Raw genomic sequence first — 16,261 nt, 5'->3', positions numbered from 1 at the left:
GGTTCCATAGCCAAGCCGGCTTCAGCTTACACCCGGAGGGTTCCGCTGTGCACCCGACCCACCATCTCCCCATAGAGGTCGTAGGGCCCGGCCTCGCCAACCCGCACCCGGATGATGTCGCCTATCTTGACCGTGCCGTCGGTCTCGGCGTACACCAAGCCATCGATGCCCGGCGCGTCGTACTTGGACCGACCCACCACCTGGCCCGGCAGCCCGCCATAGTCGTCCACGATTACCTCCAGGGTGGTGCCCACCCGGGCCCGGTTTTTCTCCAGGCTGATGGCCTGCTGCAAGGCCATCAGGCGGGCCTTGCGCTCTTCCTTGACCTCCTCCGGCACCGCCCCCGGCAAAGCGTTGGCCTCGGCCCCCTCCACCTCGGAGTAGGTGAAGGCCCCCACCCGGTCCAGCCGGGCCTCCTTGAGGAAGTCCAACAAAAGCTGGAAGTCCTCCTCGGTCTCGCCCGGGAAACCCACGATGAAGCTTGAGCGAATGGCCAGGTCGGGCATAATAGCCCGCCACTCGGCGATGGTCTTGAGGTGGCTTTCCGCCCCTCCCGGCCGCCGCATGGCCCGCAGAATCTTGGGGCTGGCGTGCTGCAAGGGTACATCCAGGTAGGGCAGCAGCTTGCCCTCGGCCATCAGCGGGACCAACTCGCGCACGTGGGGATAAGGGTAGACGTAGTGCAGCCGCAGCCAAACCCCCAGCCCCGCCAGCTCGTTGACCAGGTCCACCAGGTGGGCCCGCACCGGTTTGCCCGCGTAGTCCGAGGGGCGGTGGTGGATGTCCACCCCGTAGGCCGAGGTGTCCTGGGCAATCACCAGCAGCTCCTTGGTACCGGTGGCCACCAGCCGGGCCGCCTCGGCCAGCACCTCTGCCGCATCGCGGCTGCGCTGCGGGCCCCGCAGCTTGGGGATAATGCAAAAGCTGCAGCGGTGGTTGCAACCCTCGGCGATCTTTATGTAGGCGTAGTGGCGCGGGGTGAGCTTGACCTGGGGGGGGATGAGGGCGGTGTAGGGGTTGGGGTCCGGGGGCAGCACCCGGTGCACCGCCTCCAGCACCCTCTCTATCTCGCCTGGGCCGGTGACCTCGAGCACCTGAGGGTGGGCCGACCGAATCACCTCAGGCCTGGCCCCCAGGCAGCCCGTGACGATGACCCGGCCGTTCTCCGCCAGGGCCTCGCCAATGGCCGCCAGCGATTCCTCCACCGCCGGGGTGATGAAGCCGCAGGTGTTCACCACCACCACCGCAGCTTCCTGGTAGGTGGGGGCGGTCTCGTACCCTTCGGCCCTGAGGCGCGAGAGAATCTGCTCCGAGTCCACTAAGGCCTTTGGGCAACCCAGGCTTACAAAGCCAATCTTTCCTGCCATCTCGTCTCCTGCGCCTCGCGCAACAAACGAGTATAGCAGGAGTTCCCCCTAACCTAGAGGAAGTCCCCCAGAATGCGTTCCACCTGATCGGTCTCAATCAAGAAGGCGTCGTGGCCGTGGGGGCTTTTAATCTCGCGGTACTGCCCCCCCGCCAAGGCGGCCATCTCGCGCACCTCCTCGGCGGTGTAGAGGAAGTCGGTGTCGATGCCCACAAAAAGGCTTGGAATGCTTCTCAACCGGCGCAAAGCGGCCTCCACCCCTCCTCGGCCCCGCCCCACATCGTGGGTGTCCATGGCCTCGGAAAGCACGATATAAGCGTTGGCATCGAAGCGCCGGGCAAACTTTTCACCCTGGTAGAGCACATAGCTCTCGCCCCGCTCAGGGTGGGCCCCCCAGCGCAGGCGGAAGGAGGCGGGCGAACGGAAGGAAAGCATGGCGATGGCCCGGCCTAGCTGAAGGCCCGGAGGTGAATCGGTGTAATACCCCCCCTGGTAGGCCGGATCGGAGAGCACCGCTTCGCGCGAGAGGCGGTTGAAGGCCCGGGCCCAAGGGCCGTGGACCGCCGGGGCGGCCAGCACCACCAGCTTATTCACCCGCTCGGGAAAAAGCAGGGCAAACTCCAAGGCCACCATGCCGCCCAGGCTTCCCCCCAACACCACCACCCGCTCGATGCCCAAAAAGTCCAGCAGCCGGGCCTGGGCTCGAGCCAGGTCGCGCACGGTGAGCCGGGGGAAGTCGGGGCCGTAGGGCCGGCCGGTGGCGGGGTTGAGCGAAAGGGGGCCGGTCGAGCCGTAGCAGCTTCCAATATGGTTGGCGCAGATGACGAAGTAGCGCTCGGTATCCAGCATGCGGCCCGGCCCGGCCAGCTCGTCCCACCAGCCTTCTGGGCCGAAAGCCTGGTCGAGCTTGGGCAGGCGCCGCAGGGTCTCGGGGGTGTAGGTGCCGGCCAGATGGGCCGAGCCGGTCCAGGCATGGAAAACCAGCACCGCGTTGTCGCGCGCTGCGCTCAGGCGGCCATAGGTCTCGTAGCGCAGGTGCACCTCGGGCAGCATGCCGCCATACTCGAGGTGAAACCGGGTGGCCACCAGGGCCTGGGCCGGCACCGGCGGGGGCACCCGCCCTTTGCTCTTGGGGGGCTTGATGAGAAGAGCCTCGTGGTCGCCCCATGCCTCCTGAACGAGCAGGTCCGTCATACCACCTCCTCAGGAAGCCGGGCAGGCGCTGGTGCGGGGCGATAGCCAAACAATCCTGCGAAGCGCGATGGACTAGGCATACTCCTCCTACCGCGGGGGCTTGGGCGCTTGGGGGTAGGAGAAACCCCCCAACCAGACGTTCTTTTACTGGAAGGGGGTGCGCTTCTTGGGTTCCCCTTCTCTTATCTTCCTCGAGCCGCGCGCTATGCCCAGCGCTTGGCCCCGTGTGCCTACAGGGCCTGGCGGTCGAGCCGGAATTAGCACCGTGCAAAGGACCGCTGGCGATGAACAGAGGTCCTTTGTGGGTTGCTGCGGCTTCGTTGGGCCGGTTCCCTCCACCGCTCTGGATAAAAGAACGGTTTGCTTGTGGCCGCGCCCCAGCGCGGATAGCTGCGAGTCTACAAGGAGGGGGGCGGTCCGTCAATCCCCCGCGTTACTTCCGCAGCCGATTCATAAAACCTGGCTATAGAATGAGGTGAAATGTGCGAGCTAGGCCGGCGGCTCAGGGAAGCCCGCGAGCGCAAGGGGCTGACGCTGGCCCGTGCGGCCGAAGCCCTTAAGGTGCGGCGCAGCATCCTGGAAGCGCTGGAGGAGTGCCGCTTCGACGAGCTGCCCGAGCCTGCGCTGGCCCGGGGCTACCTGAAGCGGTACGCCCAGCTTTTGGACCTCGAGCCCGGCCCCTTGCTGGCGCTGTACCCAAGCCACCCTACCGAAACAATGCCGCCACCCCCTGCCCGCCCGCAAGGCCGGCCCCGCTGGGCCTGGTCTCTCCTCCTCCTCCTGGCGGTGGGGGCCTGGCTCGGCTTTCGCGCTCTCAGCCCCTCTTCTCCGGCCCCTCCACCCACCACCCCCAGCAGCCCACCCCCTCCTCCACCCCCCAAGCAGGTCAGCCTGCGGGTGAACACCGAGCCCCAGGGGGCCCGGGTCTATCTGGATGGCTTCCTGCTGGGGCAGGCTCCCCTGGAGGTCCGGGTCGAGGCAGGAGAGCGCCGGCTGCGCGTAGAAGCCCCCGGCTACCAACGCTACGAACAGGTGCTTCGCCTGCAAAGCGACCACAGCCTGAGTCTGAGCCTTCGGCCCCTGCCGACCAGCCCCGCTCCTTCCCAGCCCCCTGCCGGCCGCGGGCTGGTGCTGCGGCTGGAAGGCACCAGCTGGCTCCGCATCACCGACGGGCGTGACGGAAGGCTGCTCTACGAGGGCACCGTGCGCGCCGGGACCGAGCTCAGTTATCCCCTCCCGGTGGTGGTGCGCGCGGGCAACGCCGGGGCGGTACGGGTGGTGCTCGATGGCCGCGACCTGGGCCTGATGGGCCAAACCGGGCAGGTGGTCACCCGGCGCTTTGAACCCTAGCGCAGCCGGCGGCTTTCCCACAACGCGTGCAGGTTGAGATAGTAAAGCCAGGCCCTGGTGGATAGCGGCCCCAAGGTGTTGTGGGGGATGTAGGTGGGCTCGATGGTGCCTTTGAGCAGGTCTACCAATTCGAGCGTCTGGATGCGGGTCTTGCGGAACTCGTAGAGGAGCTGGACTTTGTCCATCCCTTCAGGCGGCCTGTAGGCCTGGGGCTCGTCCTCCGGCAGCGGCTTGCCCAACGCCACCTCCAGCCGGCGCTGCCCCCACCGCTCCACCCCGATGATGTGCCGGACCACTTCCTTGCTTTGGGGCAACTCAGCCCTGCTGATGCGGCCCTCCACCGGCTCAACGGTCTGCACCAGCGCCACCTTGTGCTGGTCCAGGCTCAGCTCGTAGGCCGGCCTTTCCAAAAGAAAGGGCTTGGCCAGGCGCAGAACCGGCTCTGGCAAGCGCACCCGCAGGAGAATGTTGCCCTCGAGCAAAGGGGGCATAAGGCCCTCCATATTTGGGGGATAGTATACGCCGAAAAACCGAAAAACTGGCGCTATCCTGGTTGGCAGGTATGCCCGAGCGCTACATCCCTCCCCCCACCCCCCAGTACGCCCTCGAGTCCGGCCCCATCCTGCTCAAAGATGGCCGTACCGCCACCCTGCGTCCGGCCCGGCCCGAGGACCGCCCCCTGTTCGTGGAGTTCCTGAGGCGATTATCCCCCCAGGCCCGTACCTTTCGCTTTTTCTCCGAGATCGACCCCGAGACCGCCGCCGACCTCCTCCTGCGCCAACCCCCCGACGAGGACAAGGTTACCCTGGTGGTTCTCACCGGCGACCCTGAGCGCATCATCGCCACCGGGGAGTACGTACAGGAGGGCCCCGGCTCCACTTCCGCCGAGGTGGCCTTCCTGGTCGACGACTGGTACCAGGGCCGGGGGCTGGGGTCCTTGCTGCTGGAGCGGCTGGCCCTGATTGGGGTGCGCCGGGGCATCCGCCGTTTTCACGCCTACACCCTGGCAGAGAACCGGCAGATGCTCGATGTGTTCAAGGCCAGCGGCTTCAAAATCGAGGCCCACAACGAGGCCGGTGAGGTGGAGGTCAGCTTCGAGATTGAACCCAACCCCGAGATGCTGGCCCGCTTCGAGCTGCGCGAGCGGGTGGCCACGGTGGCCTCGCTGCTGCCGGTGCTGCGGCCGCGGGGGGTGGCGGTGGTGGGGGCCTCGCGCGACCCAGAGAGCGTGGGCTACAGGGTGCTGGAGCACCTGGTCCTGAACCGTTTTCAGGGCCCTGTCTACCCGGTGAACCCGGCGGTGGCCCCGGCAGCCGGGGAGGTGCCGGTGGTGGGCTCCATGCTGGCCTACACCTCGATCAAGGCAGTGCCCGGGCCGGTGGACCTGGCGGTGGTCACCACCCCGCGCGAAAAGGTGCTGGAGGTCGCCGAGGCCTGCGGGCAGCGGGGGGTGCGGGCCTTGATGGTGATAACCACTGACATGGAGCCCGCCCAGACCCGAACCCTGGTGAAGGTCTGCCGGCAGTACGGTATGCGCCTCCTGGGCCCCGGCTCGCTGGCCCTCATGACCACCAGCCCGGAGGTGCAGCTCTGCGCCGGGCTGGCCCCCAGGCTTCCCCTGCGGGGCCGCATCGCCATGTCCAGCCAAAGCGGGGCGGTGGGGCTGGCGGTGCTGGAGTACGCGCGGGAGATGGGGCTGGGTTTCTCCAACTTCGTCTCGCTCGGGGCCAAGGTGGACATCTCCTCCAACGACCTCATCCAGTATTGGGAGGAAGACCCCGAGACCGGGCTGATCCTCCTTTACGTGGAGTCCTTTGGCAACCCCCGGCGCTTCGCCCGGCTGGCGCGGCGGGTGGGGCGCAAGAAGCCCATCCTGGCGGTGCGGCCAGGGCGCGACCCGGTGGTGGAGGCCCTCTTCAAGCAAACCGGGGTGGTGCGGGCCGAGAATCTGGAGGAAATGTTTGACATCGCAGCGCTGCTGGCCCACCAGCCCCTGCCCGAGGGCCCGCGGGTGGCCCTCCTGACCAACGCCTCGGGGCCGGCCTACCTGGCCAGGGACGCCCTCGAGACCGAGGGGCTTCTGGCCGAGGTGCACGACCTGGGCTCCCGGGCCTCGGCCGAGGCCTACCAGGCAAAGGCGCAGGAGGTTCTTGAGGCGGGCCCCCACGCGCTTCTGGTGCTCTTCGTGCCATTGGGCTATGCCACGGTGGAGGAATTGCAGGCCGCGCTGACCCAGGCCTTCCACCAGGCCCGAGAAAAGGGCATCGGCATCCCCCTGCTCACCTGCTTCATGACCGCCGGGCGGCCCCGGGTGGAGCTCAGGGGGGAGTGGGTACCCACCTATCGCTTCCCCGAGTCGGCCGGCCGGGCCCTGGCCGCGGCCTATGCCTACGCCCGGTGGCGCCAGACCCCCCCTGGGGAAATCCCCAACCACGAGGTGCAGGAGGACGAGGCTCGAGCCCTGGTGGGGCGGTCCCGAGGCCGCCTTGGGCCCAAGGAGACCAGCACCCTCCTGGGCTACTTCGGTCTTCGGCTGGGGCCCGCCTCCAGCCCGGGCATCCCCCTGGCCCTGCGGGTCCAGCACGACCCCCTGTTCGGCCCGGTGCTCTCGCTGGCCCTTACCCACCTGCCCCTGGGCGAACAACCTCTGGGCCTGCGCATCACCCCCCTTACCGACCGCGAGGCCCGGGAGATGCTGGCCCCCCTCGAGGGCAAGGCCCATCTGGAAAGCCTGCTAGACCTTTTGCTGCGGGTCTCGCGGCTTTTGGAGGAGCTGCCCGAGGTGGAGGGCCTGGAGCTTAGCCTAGCGGCCAGCCCCGAGCATACCGCCATCACCCAGGCCCAGATACGGCTCAGGCCGGCCTAGTCCATCTGGCCCAGCTCGAGGCGCACCACCTGCCAGCCCAGCCCCTTGCGCCGCATTACCAGCCCCTCGTCGGGGTTGCCCTTCTGGTGCACGAAAACCTCGGAAAACCCAAGCCGCCGCACCTGCCACCCGCGCACCGCGCCCACCTCGGCCTGGCCCGGCTCCATACCCGTTCCTATGGCGGCCAGCCCCTCAGGGGTCACCAGGGCCTCCACCAACGGGTCGATCAGGGCCCCGGCGAAAAGCAGCCCCAGGGCTCCAAATCCGCTGGTGTCCTTCTGCGCCTCCTGCGCCATCCTCGCCATAAGCTTGCCCTTGAGGTCCTCCTTCACAGCGGGAAAATCCACATAGCGCTCAATGGCCCGGGTGTCTTTTCGCTCAATGGCCCGCTGCAGCCCTCCCAAGGCCAGCAGGGGCGAGAACCAAAAGTAGAGCACCCCGCCCCCCAGGACCGCCAGCGCTACAATCCCAATCCACCGTTTTCCTTTCATACACGCACCTCAGGGCTAACCGTACAAGGCACCGAACTTGCTCTCCAGGTAGCGGATCAGGTAGGCCGGGTTGATGTCCTCCCCTGTTACTCGCCGAAGAAGCTCACGCGGCCAGTAGCGGCTACCCTGATGGTGGATTCTATCCCGGGTCCAGGCCAGAAACGGTGCAAATGCCCCTTGGGCAAACTGGGGCTCCAGGGCGCCGAGCTCCCGCTCGGCCTGGGCAAAGAGCTGGGCAGCGTAGAGGTTGCCCAGGGTGTAGGTGGGGAAGTAGCCGATGAGGCCCGCGGCCCAGTGCACATCCTGCATCACCCCGTCCTTTATCTCGGCCGCCTTCACGCCCAAGTAGGCCTGGTACTTCTCGTCCCAGGCCATGGGAAGCTCGTCCAGGCTAAGCTCGCCCCGCAGCAGGGCCAGCTCGAGCTCGAAGCGGATGAGGATGTGCAGGTTGTAGGTCACCTCGTCGGCCTCGACCCGTATGAGGCTCGGCTCAACGGCATTGATGGCGAAGTAAAAGTCCTCCAGCGCCACCCCGCGGAAGGCCTCGAAGTGGTGCTGGGCCCGGGGCCAGAAGAACTGCCAGAACCCCAGGCTGCGCCCCACCCAGTTCTCCCAGGTGCGGCTTTGCGACTCGTGAACCCCAAGCGAGACCTCGGTGCCCATGGGGGTGCCGAAGTGCTCGGCCAACAGCCCCTGCCCATAGAGGCCGTGCCCCATCTCGTGCAGGATGCCGAAGAAGCCCGCGCTGAAGAAGTCCTCAAAGTAGCGGGTGGTCAGGCGCACATCCCCGGGCCCAATCCCCTGCATGAAGGGGTGGGCCACCACGTCCAGGCGGCCGGCCTCGAGGTCGAACCCCAGCCGCTCCAGGACCTCCTTGCCGAAGGCCTCCTGGGCTGCTTGGGGAAAGTGGCGGTGCAGAATCGAGCGGTCGGGCCGACGGCGGCTACCCTGGATGCGCCCCAGCAGCTCCACGGTGGCTGAGCGCAAAGGGGCAAAGACCGCCTCTACCTGCCTGGCCGTGGCCCCCGGCTCATAGAGGTCCAGCAAGGCGTCGTAGGGCTCCTCCTGGTAGCCCAGGGCCGAGGCCAGCTCGCGGGTCAGGGCGAATATGCGCTCTAAAGCCGGCTTGAAACCCTCCCAGTCGTTCTTGGGCCGGGCTTCCTGCCAGATGGCCTCCCCCTGGCTGGTGGCCTCGGCCAGCTCCACCGCCAGCCGCTCGGGGATTTTAGTGGCCTGGTCGTAGGCCCGCCGCCATCCCCGCACGTTCACCGCCTCCACCGAGTCCTGGCCCCCCAGGTCCGAGGCCTCCACCACCGCCAGCATCTCCCCTATTCGAGGGTCGGTGGCCCGCTGGTGCAGCAGCCGGGCCAGCGCGGCCTGCATCCTGGCCCGGTGGGCCTGGCCCTTGCGGGGGAGGTAGGTGGCCTGGTCCCAGCCGGCCAGCTTGCCGAAAGACTCCAGATAGGCGCTCTCACGATAGTGTTGCAACAACCACTGGTAGGCCTCCTGCGCGGTCATACCCGCCCATCATAGGGGATGGGCGGGCCCGACCCTTGTCAAACAAGCGTTTGTTAGAATGGGGACATGAAGCTTAAAAGCTACGCGGTGGGCGCCTGGTACGAAAGCCCGGCCCCCGGGGTGGTGGTGCGGGACGCGGTCTATGGGGAGCCGGTGGCCGAGGTCGGCAGCGAGGGCCTGGACTTCGCCGAGATGGTCCGCCATGCCAGGGAGGTGGGCGGTCCCAACCTGCGGCGCCACACCTTTCACGAGCGAGCCGCCATGCTGCGGGCGCTGGCCGAGTACCTGCACAGGCGCAAGGAGGAGTTCTACCCCCTCTCCCACAAGACCGGGGCCACCCGGCAGGATAGCTGGTTCGACATCGACGGAGGCATTGGCACCCTCTTCAGCTACGCCTCCCTGGCCCGCCGGGAGCTACCCAACCGAAAATTCCTGCTGGAAGACGAACCCATCCCGCTCTCCAAGCAGGGCGGCTTCCTGGGGCGGCACCTTCTGGTGCCCAAGGAGGGGGTGGCGGTGCACATCAACGCCTACAACTTCCCGGTCTGGGGGATGCTGGAGAAGCTGGCCCCCAGCCTTATCGCGGGGGTGCCGGCCATCGTCAAACCCGCCACCCAGACCGCCTACCTGACCGAAGCGGTCTTCAGGGCCATCCTGGAGTCGCGCATCCTTCCCGAAGGGGCCGTCCAGCTCGTTTGTGGGGGCATCGGCGACCTCTTCGAGCACCTAAACGAGCAGGATGTGGTGAGCTTCACCGGCTCGGCGGCCACCGGGCGCAGGCTCAAGGCCCACCCCAACCTGATCGCCCAGGCGGTGGCCTTCAACATGGAGGCCGATAGCCTGAACTGCGCCGTCCTGGGAAGAAGCGTGGAGCCGGGCGAGCCCGAGTTCAGGCTTTTTGTAGAGGAGGTGGTGCGGGAGATGACCATCAAGGCCGGGCAGAGGTGCACCGCAATCCGGCGGGTCATCGTCCCCATGGAAAAGGCTGAAGCGGTGCTGGAAGCGCTCAAAAAGGCCCTGGCCGAGACCACCCTGGGCGACCCCCGCCGGGAAGAGGTGCGGATGGGGCCCCTGGTGGGCACAGCGCAGCGGGCGGAGGTGCGGGCGGTGCTCGAGGAGCTTCAGGCCAAGGGCTGCGAGCTGGCCTTCGAGGGGGAACTCGAGCTGCGGGGAGGGGACCCTGAAAAGGGCGGCTTCATGCCCCCCACCCTGCTCTACAGCCCCAAGCCCTGGGAATCGGGGGCGCACGACCTCGAGCCCTTCGGCCCGGTGGCCACCCTGATGCCCTACCGGGACCTAGACGAGGCCATCGCCCTGGCCCGGCGGGGCCGGGGCAGCCTGGTTGGGACCATCGTGACCCACGACCCCCAGGAGGCCCGCACCCTCTTCTTCGGGCTGGCCACCCACCACGGGCGGCTGCTTTTGCTGAACCGGGAAAACGCCAAGGAGTCCACCGGCCACGGCTCACCCCTGCCCCCCTTGGTGCACGGGGGGCCAGGCCGGGCCGGCGGGGGCCAGGAGCTGGGGGGGGTGCGGGGCCTCCAGCCCTACCTTCAGCGCTGCGCAGTGCAGGCCGACCCCACCACCCTGATGGTCCTTAGCGACGAGTACGTGCGGGGGGCCCGGGTCAAGGAGGATGTGGTCCACCCCTTCCGCAAGTACTTCGAAGACCTGGAAATCGGGGAGAGCCTCCTCACCCATCGCCGCACCGTGACCGAGGCCGACATCGTGAACTTCGCCAACGTGACGGGCGACTACTTCTACGCCCACGTGGACGAGCTGGGGGCCAAGGACTCCATCTTTGGAAGCCGGGTGGCCCACGGCTACTTCCTCATCTCCATGGCCGCGGGCCTCTTCGTACACCCAGCCCCGGGGCCGGTGCTGGCCAACTACGGCCTGGAGCGGCTGCGGTTCATCGAGCCGGTGAGGGCTGGCGACACCCTTCAGGCCCGGCTTACGGTCAAGTCCAAGACCGCCAAAGACCCCCGCCCCGGCGAGCGGCCCGCTGGGGTGGTGACCTGGGCGGTGGAGCTCACCAACCAGGAGGGCAAAACCGTGGCCCTATACGAAATCCTGACCCTGGTAGCCCGCCGCCCGGCCTAGCGGGCCAGGCGCAACAGCAGCATGGCGTAGCCCCGCTGCCCCCTCTCGAAGCTGGAAAGGCGGAAGAACTCGTTGGGCGAGTGGATGAGCTCGTCCTCGAGGGCAAAACCAAAGCTCACCGGGTCGTGGCCCAGCATCCGCTTGAGGGTGGAGAGGATGGGCACCGAACCGCCGAACATGGTCTCCACCGGCGGCACGCCGTAGAGCTCGGTGAGCACCTCCTTGGCCGCCTGTACCACCGGGTGGTCGGCCCGCATGCGGAAGGCGGGAGCCCCGGACTCCATAGCGCGCACCTCCAGGCGCACCCCTTTGGGAAGGTGTTCTTCCAGGTGGGCCTTCACCAGCGCCACAATCCTCTCGGGGTCCTGGTGCGGCACCAGGCGGCAGGTAATCTTGGCATGGGCGCTGGCGGGGATCACGGTCATGCTGCCCGGGCCCGTATACCCCCCCCACATCCCGTTGACCTCTAGGGTCGGCCGCCCGGTGATCCGCTCCCAGGCGGTGTAGCCCTCCTCGCCATAGAACTCGGGCACCCCAAGCCTGGCCCGCATCTCCTCTTCGTTCCAGGGAATTCTCCGGTACCACTCGCGCAGCTCGGGGCTCAGAGGCTCCACCTCGTCATAAAAGCCCCGCACTGCTACGCTGCCATCTTTTCGGTGGAGCGAGGCGATGAGCTCGGCCAGGGCGTGCAGAGGGTTCTGCACCTGGCCGCCCCAGGAACCCGAGTGCAGATCGTGGCTGGGGCCAAGCAGGTCGAATTCCAAGCCGCATATGCCCCGCACCCCCAGGCTTATGAGGGGGGTGGTCTCGGAGAGCTGGCCGCTGTCGCCGTTGATGACCATGTCGCAGCGCAGCCGCTCTCTGTGCTCCTCGACGAAGGCCGGCAGGTGGGGGCTGCCGACCTCCTCCTCCCCTTCAATCAAAGCCTTCACGTTCAGCCCCAGGCTCTGCGTGGCAATGAGGGCTTCGGCTGCCAGCAGGAAGGCCATCACCTGGCCCTTCATATCCGAGGCTCCCCGGGCCACGATGCGCCCATCCACCACGGTGGGCTCAAAAGGGGGGGTGCGCCAGCGCTCGGGGTTATCGGCCGGCTGGACGTCGTAGTGGCCGTAGTAGAGCAGGGTGGGCCGGTCGGGGTAGGGGGTGTACTCGGCCAGGACCACCGGGTGGCCCTGGGTGGGGTATACCTCCGCAGCAAACCCTGCTTTGCGGAAGCGCTCGGCCAGCCAGCGGGCTGCCCGCTGCACCTCGGCCTGGTAGGCAGGCTGGGCCGAGATGCTGGGGATGGAAAGAAAGGTGCGGAAGTCCTCGAGGTAAGCCGCCTGGTGCCGCGCTAGGTACTCCCTCCAGTCCATGGCACCGTGATTCTACCCCTACTCGTTGGTGCGGGCCATCACCTCTTCCAGGGTGGTAATGCCCAAAAAGGCCTTCTGGATGCCGTCTTCCCGCAGGGTCTTCATCCCGTTCCTGCGGGCGATTTCCTTGATCTGGGTAGCCGACTGCCCCTCCACAATGGCCCGCCGGATCTCGTCGTCCAGCACCATCAGCTCGTGGATGGCGGCCCGGCCCTTGTACCCCGTGCCGCTGCACTTGTCGCACCCGGTGCCCTTGTAGAGGGTCTTGCCCCGCAGGTCCTCCCGGCTCAGGCCCAGCCGGCGCAGCACCATGGGGTCGGGCTCAACCTCGATCTTGCAGTGCTCGCAGATGCGCCGCACCAACCGCTGGGCCAGCACCCCGATGAGGGCAGCGGAGATGTTGAAGAGCTCCACCCCCATCTCGTCCAAACGGGTAACGGCCCCCGCCGCGTCGTTGGTGTGCAGGGTGGCAATCACCAAGTGACCGGTGAGGGCGGCCTCGGTAGCGATTTTGGCCGTCTCAGAGTCGCGGATCTCCCCCACCATGATGATGTCGGGGTCCTGGCGCAAAAAGCTTCGCAGGGCCTTGGCAAAGGTCAGGCCGGCCACCGGGTTGACCTGGGTCTGGTTGATGCCGGGAATCTCGTACTCCACCGGGTCTTCGATGGTGGTGGTGTTTTTATCGGGGGTGGCGATGCGCTTCAGGATGCTGAAGGTGGTGAAGGACTTGCCCGAGCCGGTAGGACCGGTGATGAGGAAGATGCCGTAGGGCTTGGAGATAACGTCCTCGAAGCGCTGGAAGACGTCGGGAGCAAAACCGAGCTGCTCAATCTCGGGAATATCGGCGGCCTTGCGCAGAAGGCGCATCACGATCTTTTCCCCATATACCGTGGGCAAGGTGGAGAGCCGCAGGTCGAGGTCAATGGAGCGGTCGCGGTAGCGCACCCGCCCGTCCTGGGGCAGCCGGCGCTCGGCGATGTCCAGGTTGCCCATGATCTTGACCCGCGAGGCGATGGCCGGCCCTGCCCCCTTGGGCAGCCGCATGTACTCACGCAAAGCCCCGTCTACCCGGATGCGCACCAGGATATCCGACTGGCGCGGCTCGATGTGGATGTCCGAGGCATCCTGCAAGTAGGCCTCGCGGATGATGCTGTTGACCAGCTTGACCACCGCGTTGTCGTCGAGGGCGCTGGTATCGGTTTCCTCCTCCTTCTTCTTGCCCTCGAACTCCCGGGCCAGCTCCTCGACCCCGGTGGTCCCCCCGTAGAAGCGCTCGATGAGCCGGTTGATGGCCGCCTCGGCCGAGACCGCGGGCATGATGTCGCGCTTGGTAATCATGCGCAGGTCGTCGATGGCCAGGATGTTGCGCGGGTCCTTCATCAAAACCACCAGGGTGTTGCCCTCCAGGTGGTGGGGGAAGATGGTGTAGCGGCGCACGGTGGCCTCGGGCACCATGGTGAGCACCGAGGGGTCGGGGGGCGAGTCGGTGGGGTCGATGTAGGGGTAGCCGAGCTGAGCAGCCAGGCTTTTGGCCAGCATCTCGGGCTTGATCTTCCCCGACTGCACCAGGGTGTCCTCGAGCCGCCCTCCGCCCTGGCGCTGCTTGGCCAGCGCCTCCTCCACATCCTGCGCGGTCACATAGCCGAGCTCCACCAGCACCTCGCCCAGAGGGCGGGTCTTGCCCATGCGGCGTTGCACCGAGAGGGCTGCTTGCAGGGCCGAGCGGTCGATCTTGCCCTCCTGCACCAGGGCCTCGCCGATCCGGCTTTTTTCCGGATAGGCCCGGGCAAAAAGCCCCTCCCACACTTTGGGCAGGGTCAGAACGAAGCGGGTGGGCTTTTCGATGAGCTGGGCCACCGCGTGGCGGTGGCGGGGGTCGGCCAGCACCACGAGCACCTGGGCCCCCTCCTGGCGCACCGGCACCGCCTGGTAGCGCAAAGCATCGGGACGAAGCAGCAGGGCGGTGACCTCGGGCTGGAGCTCGAGGTCCCCCAGCTCAGCCCTAAACTCAATCCCCGCCTGCTCGGCCAGTGCCTGGTAAAGCCGCTCCTCGGGGAGGCCGAACTTGTGGATGAGCAGCCGGCCCAGAAGCTCCCCGGTCTTCTCCTGCTCTACCAAAGCTGCCTCGAGGTCCTCCCGGCGCAGCCAGCCCTTGCTCACCAGAATTTCCCCGAGCTGCATGTCGGCGGGCGAGGCCGCCGAGGGCGGCGGGGGAATGGGCAGACCCAGCTCGGGGTAGTGCAGGGCCAGGGCGTAGCGGAAAGAGGAGGGGGTGGTCAGGTAGGGTTCGATGATCTGGTTGGTAAGCTCCTCCAGCTCTTCCAGCACCAGGTTGTCGAGGGGGTTGAGGAGGGCCACCCGCAGGGTACCCCCCTCCAGGCTGAAGGGAATGGCCCCCAGGTCGCGGGCCCGCTCAGCCGGGATGAGCGACTTGGCCTCAGGGGAGATTTCCATGCCCACCAGCTCCACCATGGGAATCCCGAAGGCCTCCTCGATGGCCTGGGCGATGCGGCGCTCGGAAAGGAGCCCAAGCTCCACAATCACATCGGAGAGGTTGCCGCCCACCTCGCGGTGCTGCTCGAGGGCCCGCTGCAGCTCCTCGTCGCTCAACAGGCCCATTTCCAGAAGGGCTGCTCCCAATCGCTTGTCGCCTATCGTCAGGACGTTTGCCATTCGACCCATCCTCCTCAAAACGCGGCTTCCCCCGCCCTACTCTTTTTTTATTGTGGGGCCTTGGCGGGTCTTGCCCGGGTCAAATTCCTCTGCCAGCAAAACCCTTAGCACAAAGCGCTCCAACCGCCGCACCAGCCGGGTGTAGCCCAGCTCCCGGGAAGAAAGGGGCGGGACCAAAACAGTGTAGGCGCCCACCAGATTACCCCCCAGCACGTCGGTGAAAAGCTGGTCGCCCACCACCGCCACCTCACAAGCCTGAAGCCCCATCCGCCGCAAGGCCGAGCGAAAGCCGCACCAGGGCTTGCCCGCGGGACCCAGCCCCAGCACCCCGAGCTTCTCCCGCCAGTAGCCCACCCGCGCCCGACTCCCATTCGACACCAGCACCAGGGGTATACCCGCCGCCTTCAGCTCCTCCAGCCAGCCCACCAGGTGGGCCGGGGGCTCGCCGTAGAACCCGTAGGGCACCAGGGTGTTGTCCAGGTCCAAAATTACCCCTCGCAGCCCCCGCTCCCTGAGCCAGAGGGGGGTAATCTCGGTGACCGACTGCAGCCGGGCCCGGGGCCAGAGCACCCCTACAGTCTAGCTAAAACCGCCCTAGGTAGGGGCCAGCATAATCACGGCCCACATACGACCGGTGTTCCGCTCGCGGCGGTAGGAGAAAAAGCGGGAATCGGTATAGGTACAGGCTCCCAAAGCCCAGTAGTGGGCTGCTCGCACCCCGGCCTGGAGGGCCTGGGCGCGAATGGCCGCTTCCAGGTCGAGCCGGAAACGGCCCGGTTCGCTATCGGGCCGGTAGAAGGGCAGGCCTGCTTGCTCAAAGGCCTCCACCACCTCTGGCCCCACCTGGTAGCAGCACCCCCCGATGCCCGGGCCCACCGCCACCCGCACCTGGGCCGGGTCGGCGCCGTAGCGCGCCTGGGCCAACGCCAACGCTCTCGGCAGAATCCCCTGCACCACCCCCCGCCAGCCGGCGTGCAAGGCCCCCACCACCCCCCGCACCGGCTCGTGCAGCAAAATGGGGTAGCAGTCGGCCACGCTCACCCGCAGCAAAAGCCCGGGGGTGTGGGTCAGAAGGCCATCGCCCTCCCACTCCCCCGCCGCCTCTACCGCGTGCACGGTGGCGCCGTGCACCTGCCGCAGCCCTGCCTGGGGGGGGTCCCCGAAAAGGGCCAGCACCCGGCGGCGGTTCTCCAGAACGTTCTTCGGGTCATCGGCGGTAGAAAGGCCCAGGTTCAGCGTATCGAAGGGCGGGGGCGAGACCCCTCCTGTGCGGGTGGTAAAGCCATGGGGCACTGCAAGCAACGGGCTCCTGAGCACACCCCAGTTTACCCGCACCTCGAGGCGT

12 protein-coding genes and 1 riboswitch are annotated in these 16,261 nt (G+C 67.3%); of the genes, 3 read left to right on the top strand and 9 right to left on the bottom strand.

Annotated features, from left to right (window positions below):
- Positions 1-26: 26 nt before the first annotated feature.
- Positions 27-1,367, bottom strand: coding sequence for a 30S ribosomal protein S12 methylthiotransferase RimO (rimO, locus tag DV704_RS02290; RefSeq protein ID WP_114797919.1), 1,341 nt, complete (start codon positions 1,365-1,367; stop codon positions 27-29).
- 53 nt (positions 1,368-1,420) lie between these two features.
- Positions 1,421-2,560: a homoserine O-acetyltransferase gene (gene metX, locus DV704_RS02285; protein ID WP_114797918.1), complete on the bottom strand. Its 1,140-nt coding sequence runs from the start codon at positions 2,558-2,560 to the stop codon at positions 1,421-1,423.
- Positions 2,561-2,739: 179 nt separating this feature from the next.
- Positions 2,740-2,914: riboswitch (SAM riboswitch) on the bottom strand.
- A 126-nt stretch (positions 2,915-3,040) separates the two neighbouring features.
- On the opposite strand from metX, the gene DV704_RS02280 reads away from it, so the two are divergent.
- Positions 3,041-3,910: a helix-turn-helix domain-containing protein gene (locus tag DV704_RS02280; protein WP_114797917.1), complete on the top strand. Its 870-nt coding sequence runs from the start codon at positions 3,041-3,043 to the stop codon at positions 3,908-3,910.
- On the opposite strand, the gene DV704_RS02275 is transcribed toward DV704_RS02280, so the two are convergent.
- Positions 3,907-4,401 (bottom strand): hypothetical protein, encoded by a 495-nt coding sequence (locus tag DV704_RS02275; RefSeq protein ID WP_158539590.1) that lies wholly within the window; start codon positions 4,399-4,401, stop codon positions 3,907-3,909. The two genes, DV704_RS02280 and DV704_RS02275, sit on opposite strands and share 4 nt — an antisense overlap.
- Positions 4,402-4,472: 71 nt before the next feature.
- Here DV704_RS02275 and DV704_RS02270 point away from each other — a divergent pair, with 71 nt between their 5' ends.
- Positions 4,473-6,776, top strand: a complete 2,304-nt coding sequence (locus DV704_RS02270; protein ID WP_114797915.1) for a GNAT family N-acetyltransferase — start codon at positions 4,473-4,475, stop codon at positions 6,774-6,776.
- Here the strand turns inward: DV704_RS02270 and DV704_RS02265 are convergent.
- Entirely contained in the window at positions 6,773-7,267 is a 495-nt protein-coding gene (locus DV704_RS02265; protein WP_114797914.1) for a DUF2939 domain-containing protein, read from the bottom strand. The two genes, DV704_RS02270 and DV704_RS02265, sit on opposite strands and share 4 nt — an antisense overlap.
- Positions 7,268-7,282: 15 nt before the next feature.
- Entirely contained in the window at positions 7,283-8,785 is a 1,503-nt protein-coding gene (locus DV704_RS02260; RefSeq protein ID WP_114797913.1) for a carboxypeptidase M32, read from the bottom strand.
- Positions 8,786-8,851: 66 nt separating this feature from the next.
- Here DV704_RS02260 and paaZ point away from each other — a divergent pair, with 66 nt between their 5' ends.
- Positions 8,852-10,888 (top strand): phenylacetic acid degradation bifunctional protein PaaZ, encoded by a 2,037-nt coding sequence (gene paaZ, locus DV704_RS02255; RefSeq protein WP_114797912.1) that lies wholly within the window; start codon positions 8,852-8,854, stop codon positions 10,886-10,888.
- Here the strand turns inward: paaZ and DV704_RS02250 are convergent.
- Genes DV704_RS02250 through pgeF form a run of 4 tightly spaced genes read right to left on the bottom strand, consistent with a single transcriptional unit; the run spans position 10,885 to position 16,233 of the window.
- Positions 10,885-12,243: a dipeptidase gene (locus DV704_RS02250; protein ID WP_114797911.1), complete on the bottom strand. Its 1,359-nt coding sequence runs from the start codon at positions 12,241-12,243 to the stop codon at positions 10,885-10,887. The two genes, paaZ and DV704_RS02250, sit on opposite strands and share 4 nt — an antisense overlap.
- Positions 12,244-12,261: 18 nt before the next feature.
- Positions 12,262-14,916, bottom strand: a complete 2,655-nt coding sequence (locus DV704_RS02245; RefSeq protein ID WP_114797910.1) for an ATPase, T2SS/T4P/T4SS family — start codon at positions 14,914-14,916, stop codon at positions 12,262-12,264.
- Positions 14,917-14,952: 36 nt separating this feature from the next.
- Positions 14,953-15,486 (bottom strand): YqeG family HAD IIIA-type phosphatase, encoded by a 534-nt coding sequence (locus DV704_RS02240; RefSeq protein WP_114797909.1) that lies wholly within the window; start codon positions 15,484-15,486, stop codon positions 14,953-14,955.
- A 24-nt stretch (positions 15,487-15,510) separates the two neighbouring features.
- Positions 15,511-16,233, bottom strand: a complete 723-nt coding sequence (gene pgeF, locus DV704_RS02235) for a peptidoglycan editing factor PgeF (protein ID WP_233498209.1) — start codon at positions 16,231-16,233, stop codon at positions 15,511-15,513.
- Positions 16,234-16,261: the final 28 nt, after the last annotated feature.

This window comes from Meiothermus sp. QL-1, from assembly GCF_003351145.1.
Taxonomy (GTDB): domain Bacteria; phylum Deinococcota; class Deinococci; order Deinococcales; family Thermaceae; genus Meiothermus.
The sequence above is the reverse complement of the archived record's forward strand: the minus strand, read 5'-3'. Positions and strand labels throughout refer to the sequence as shown.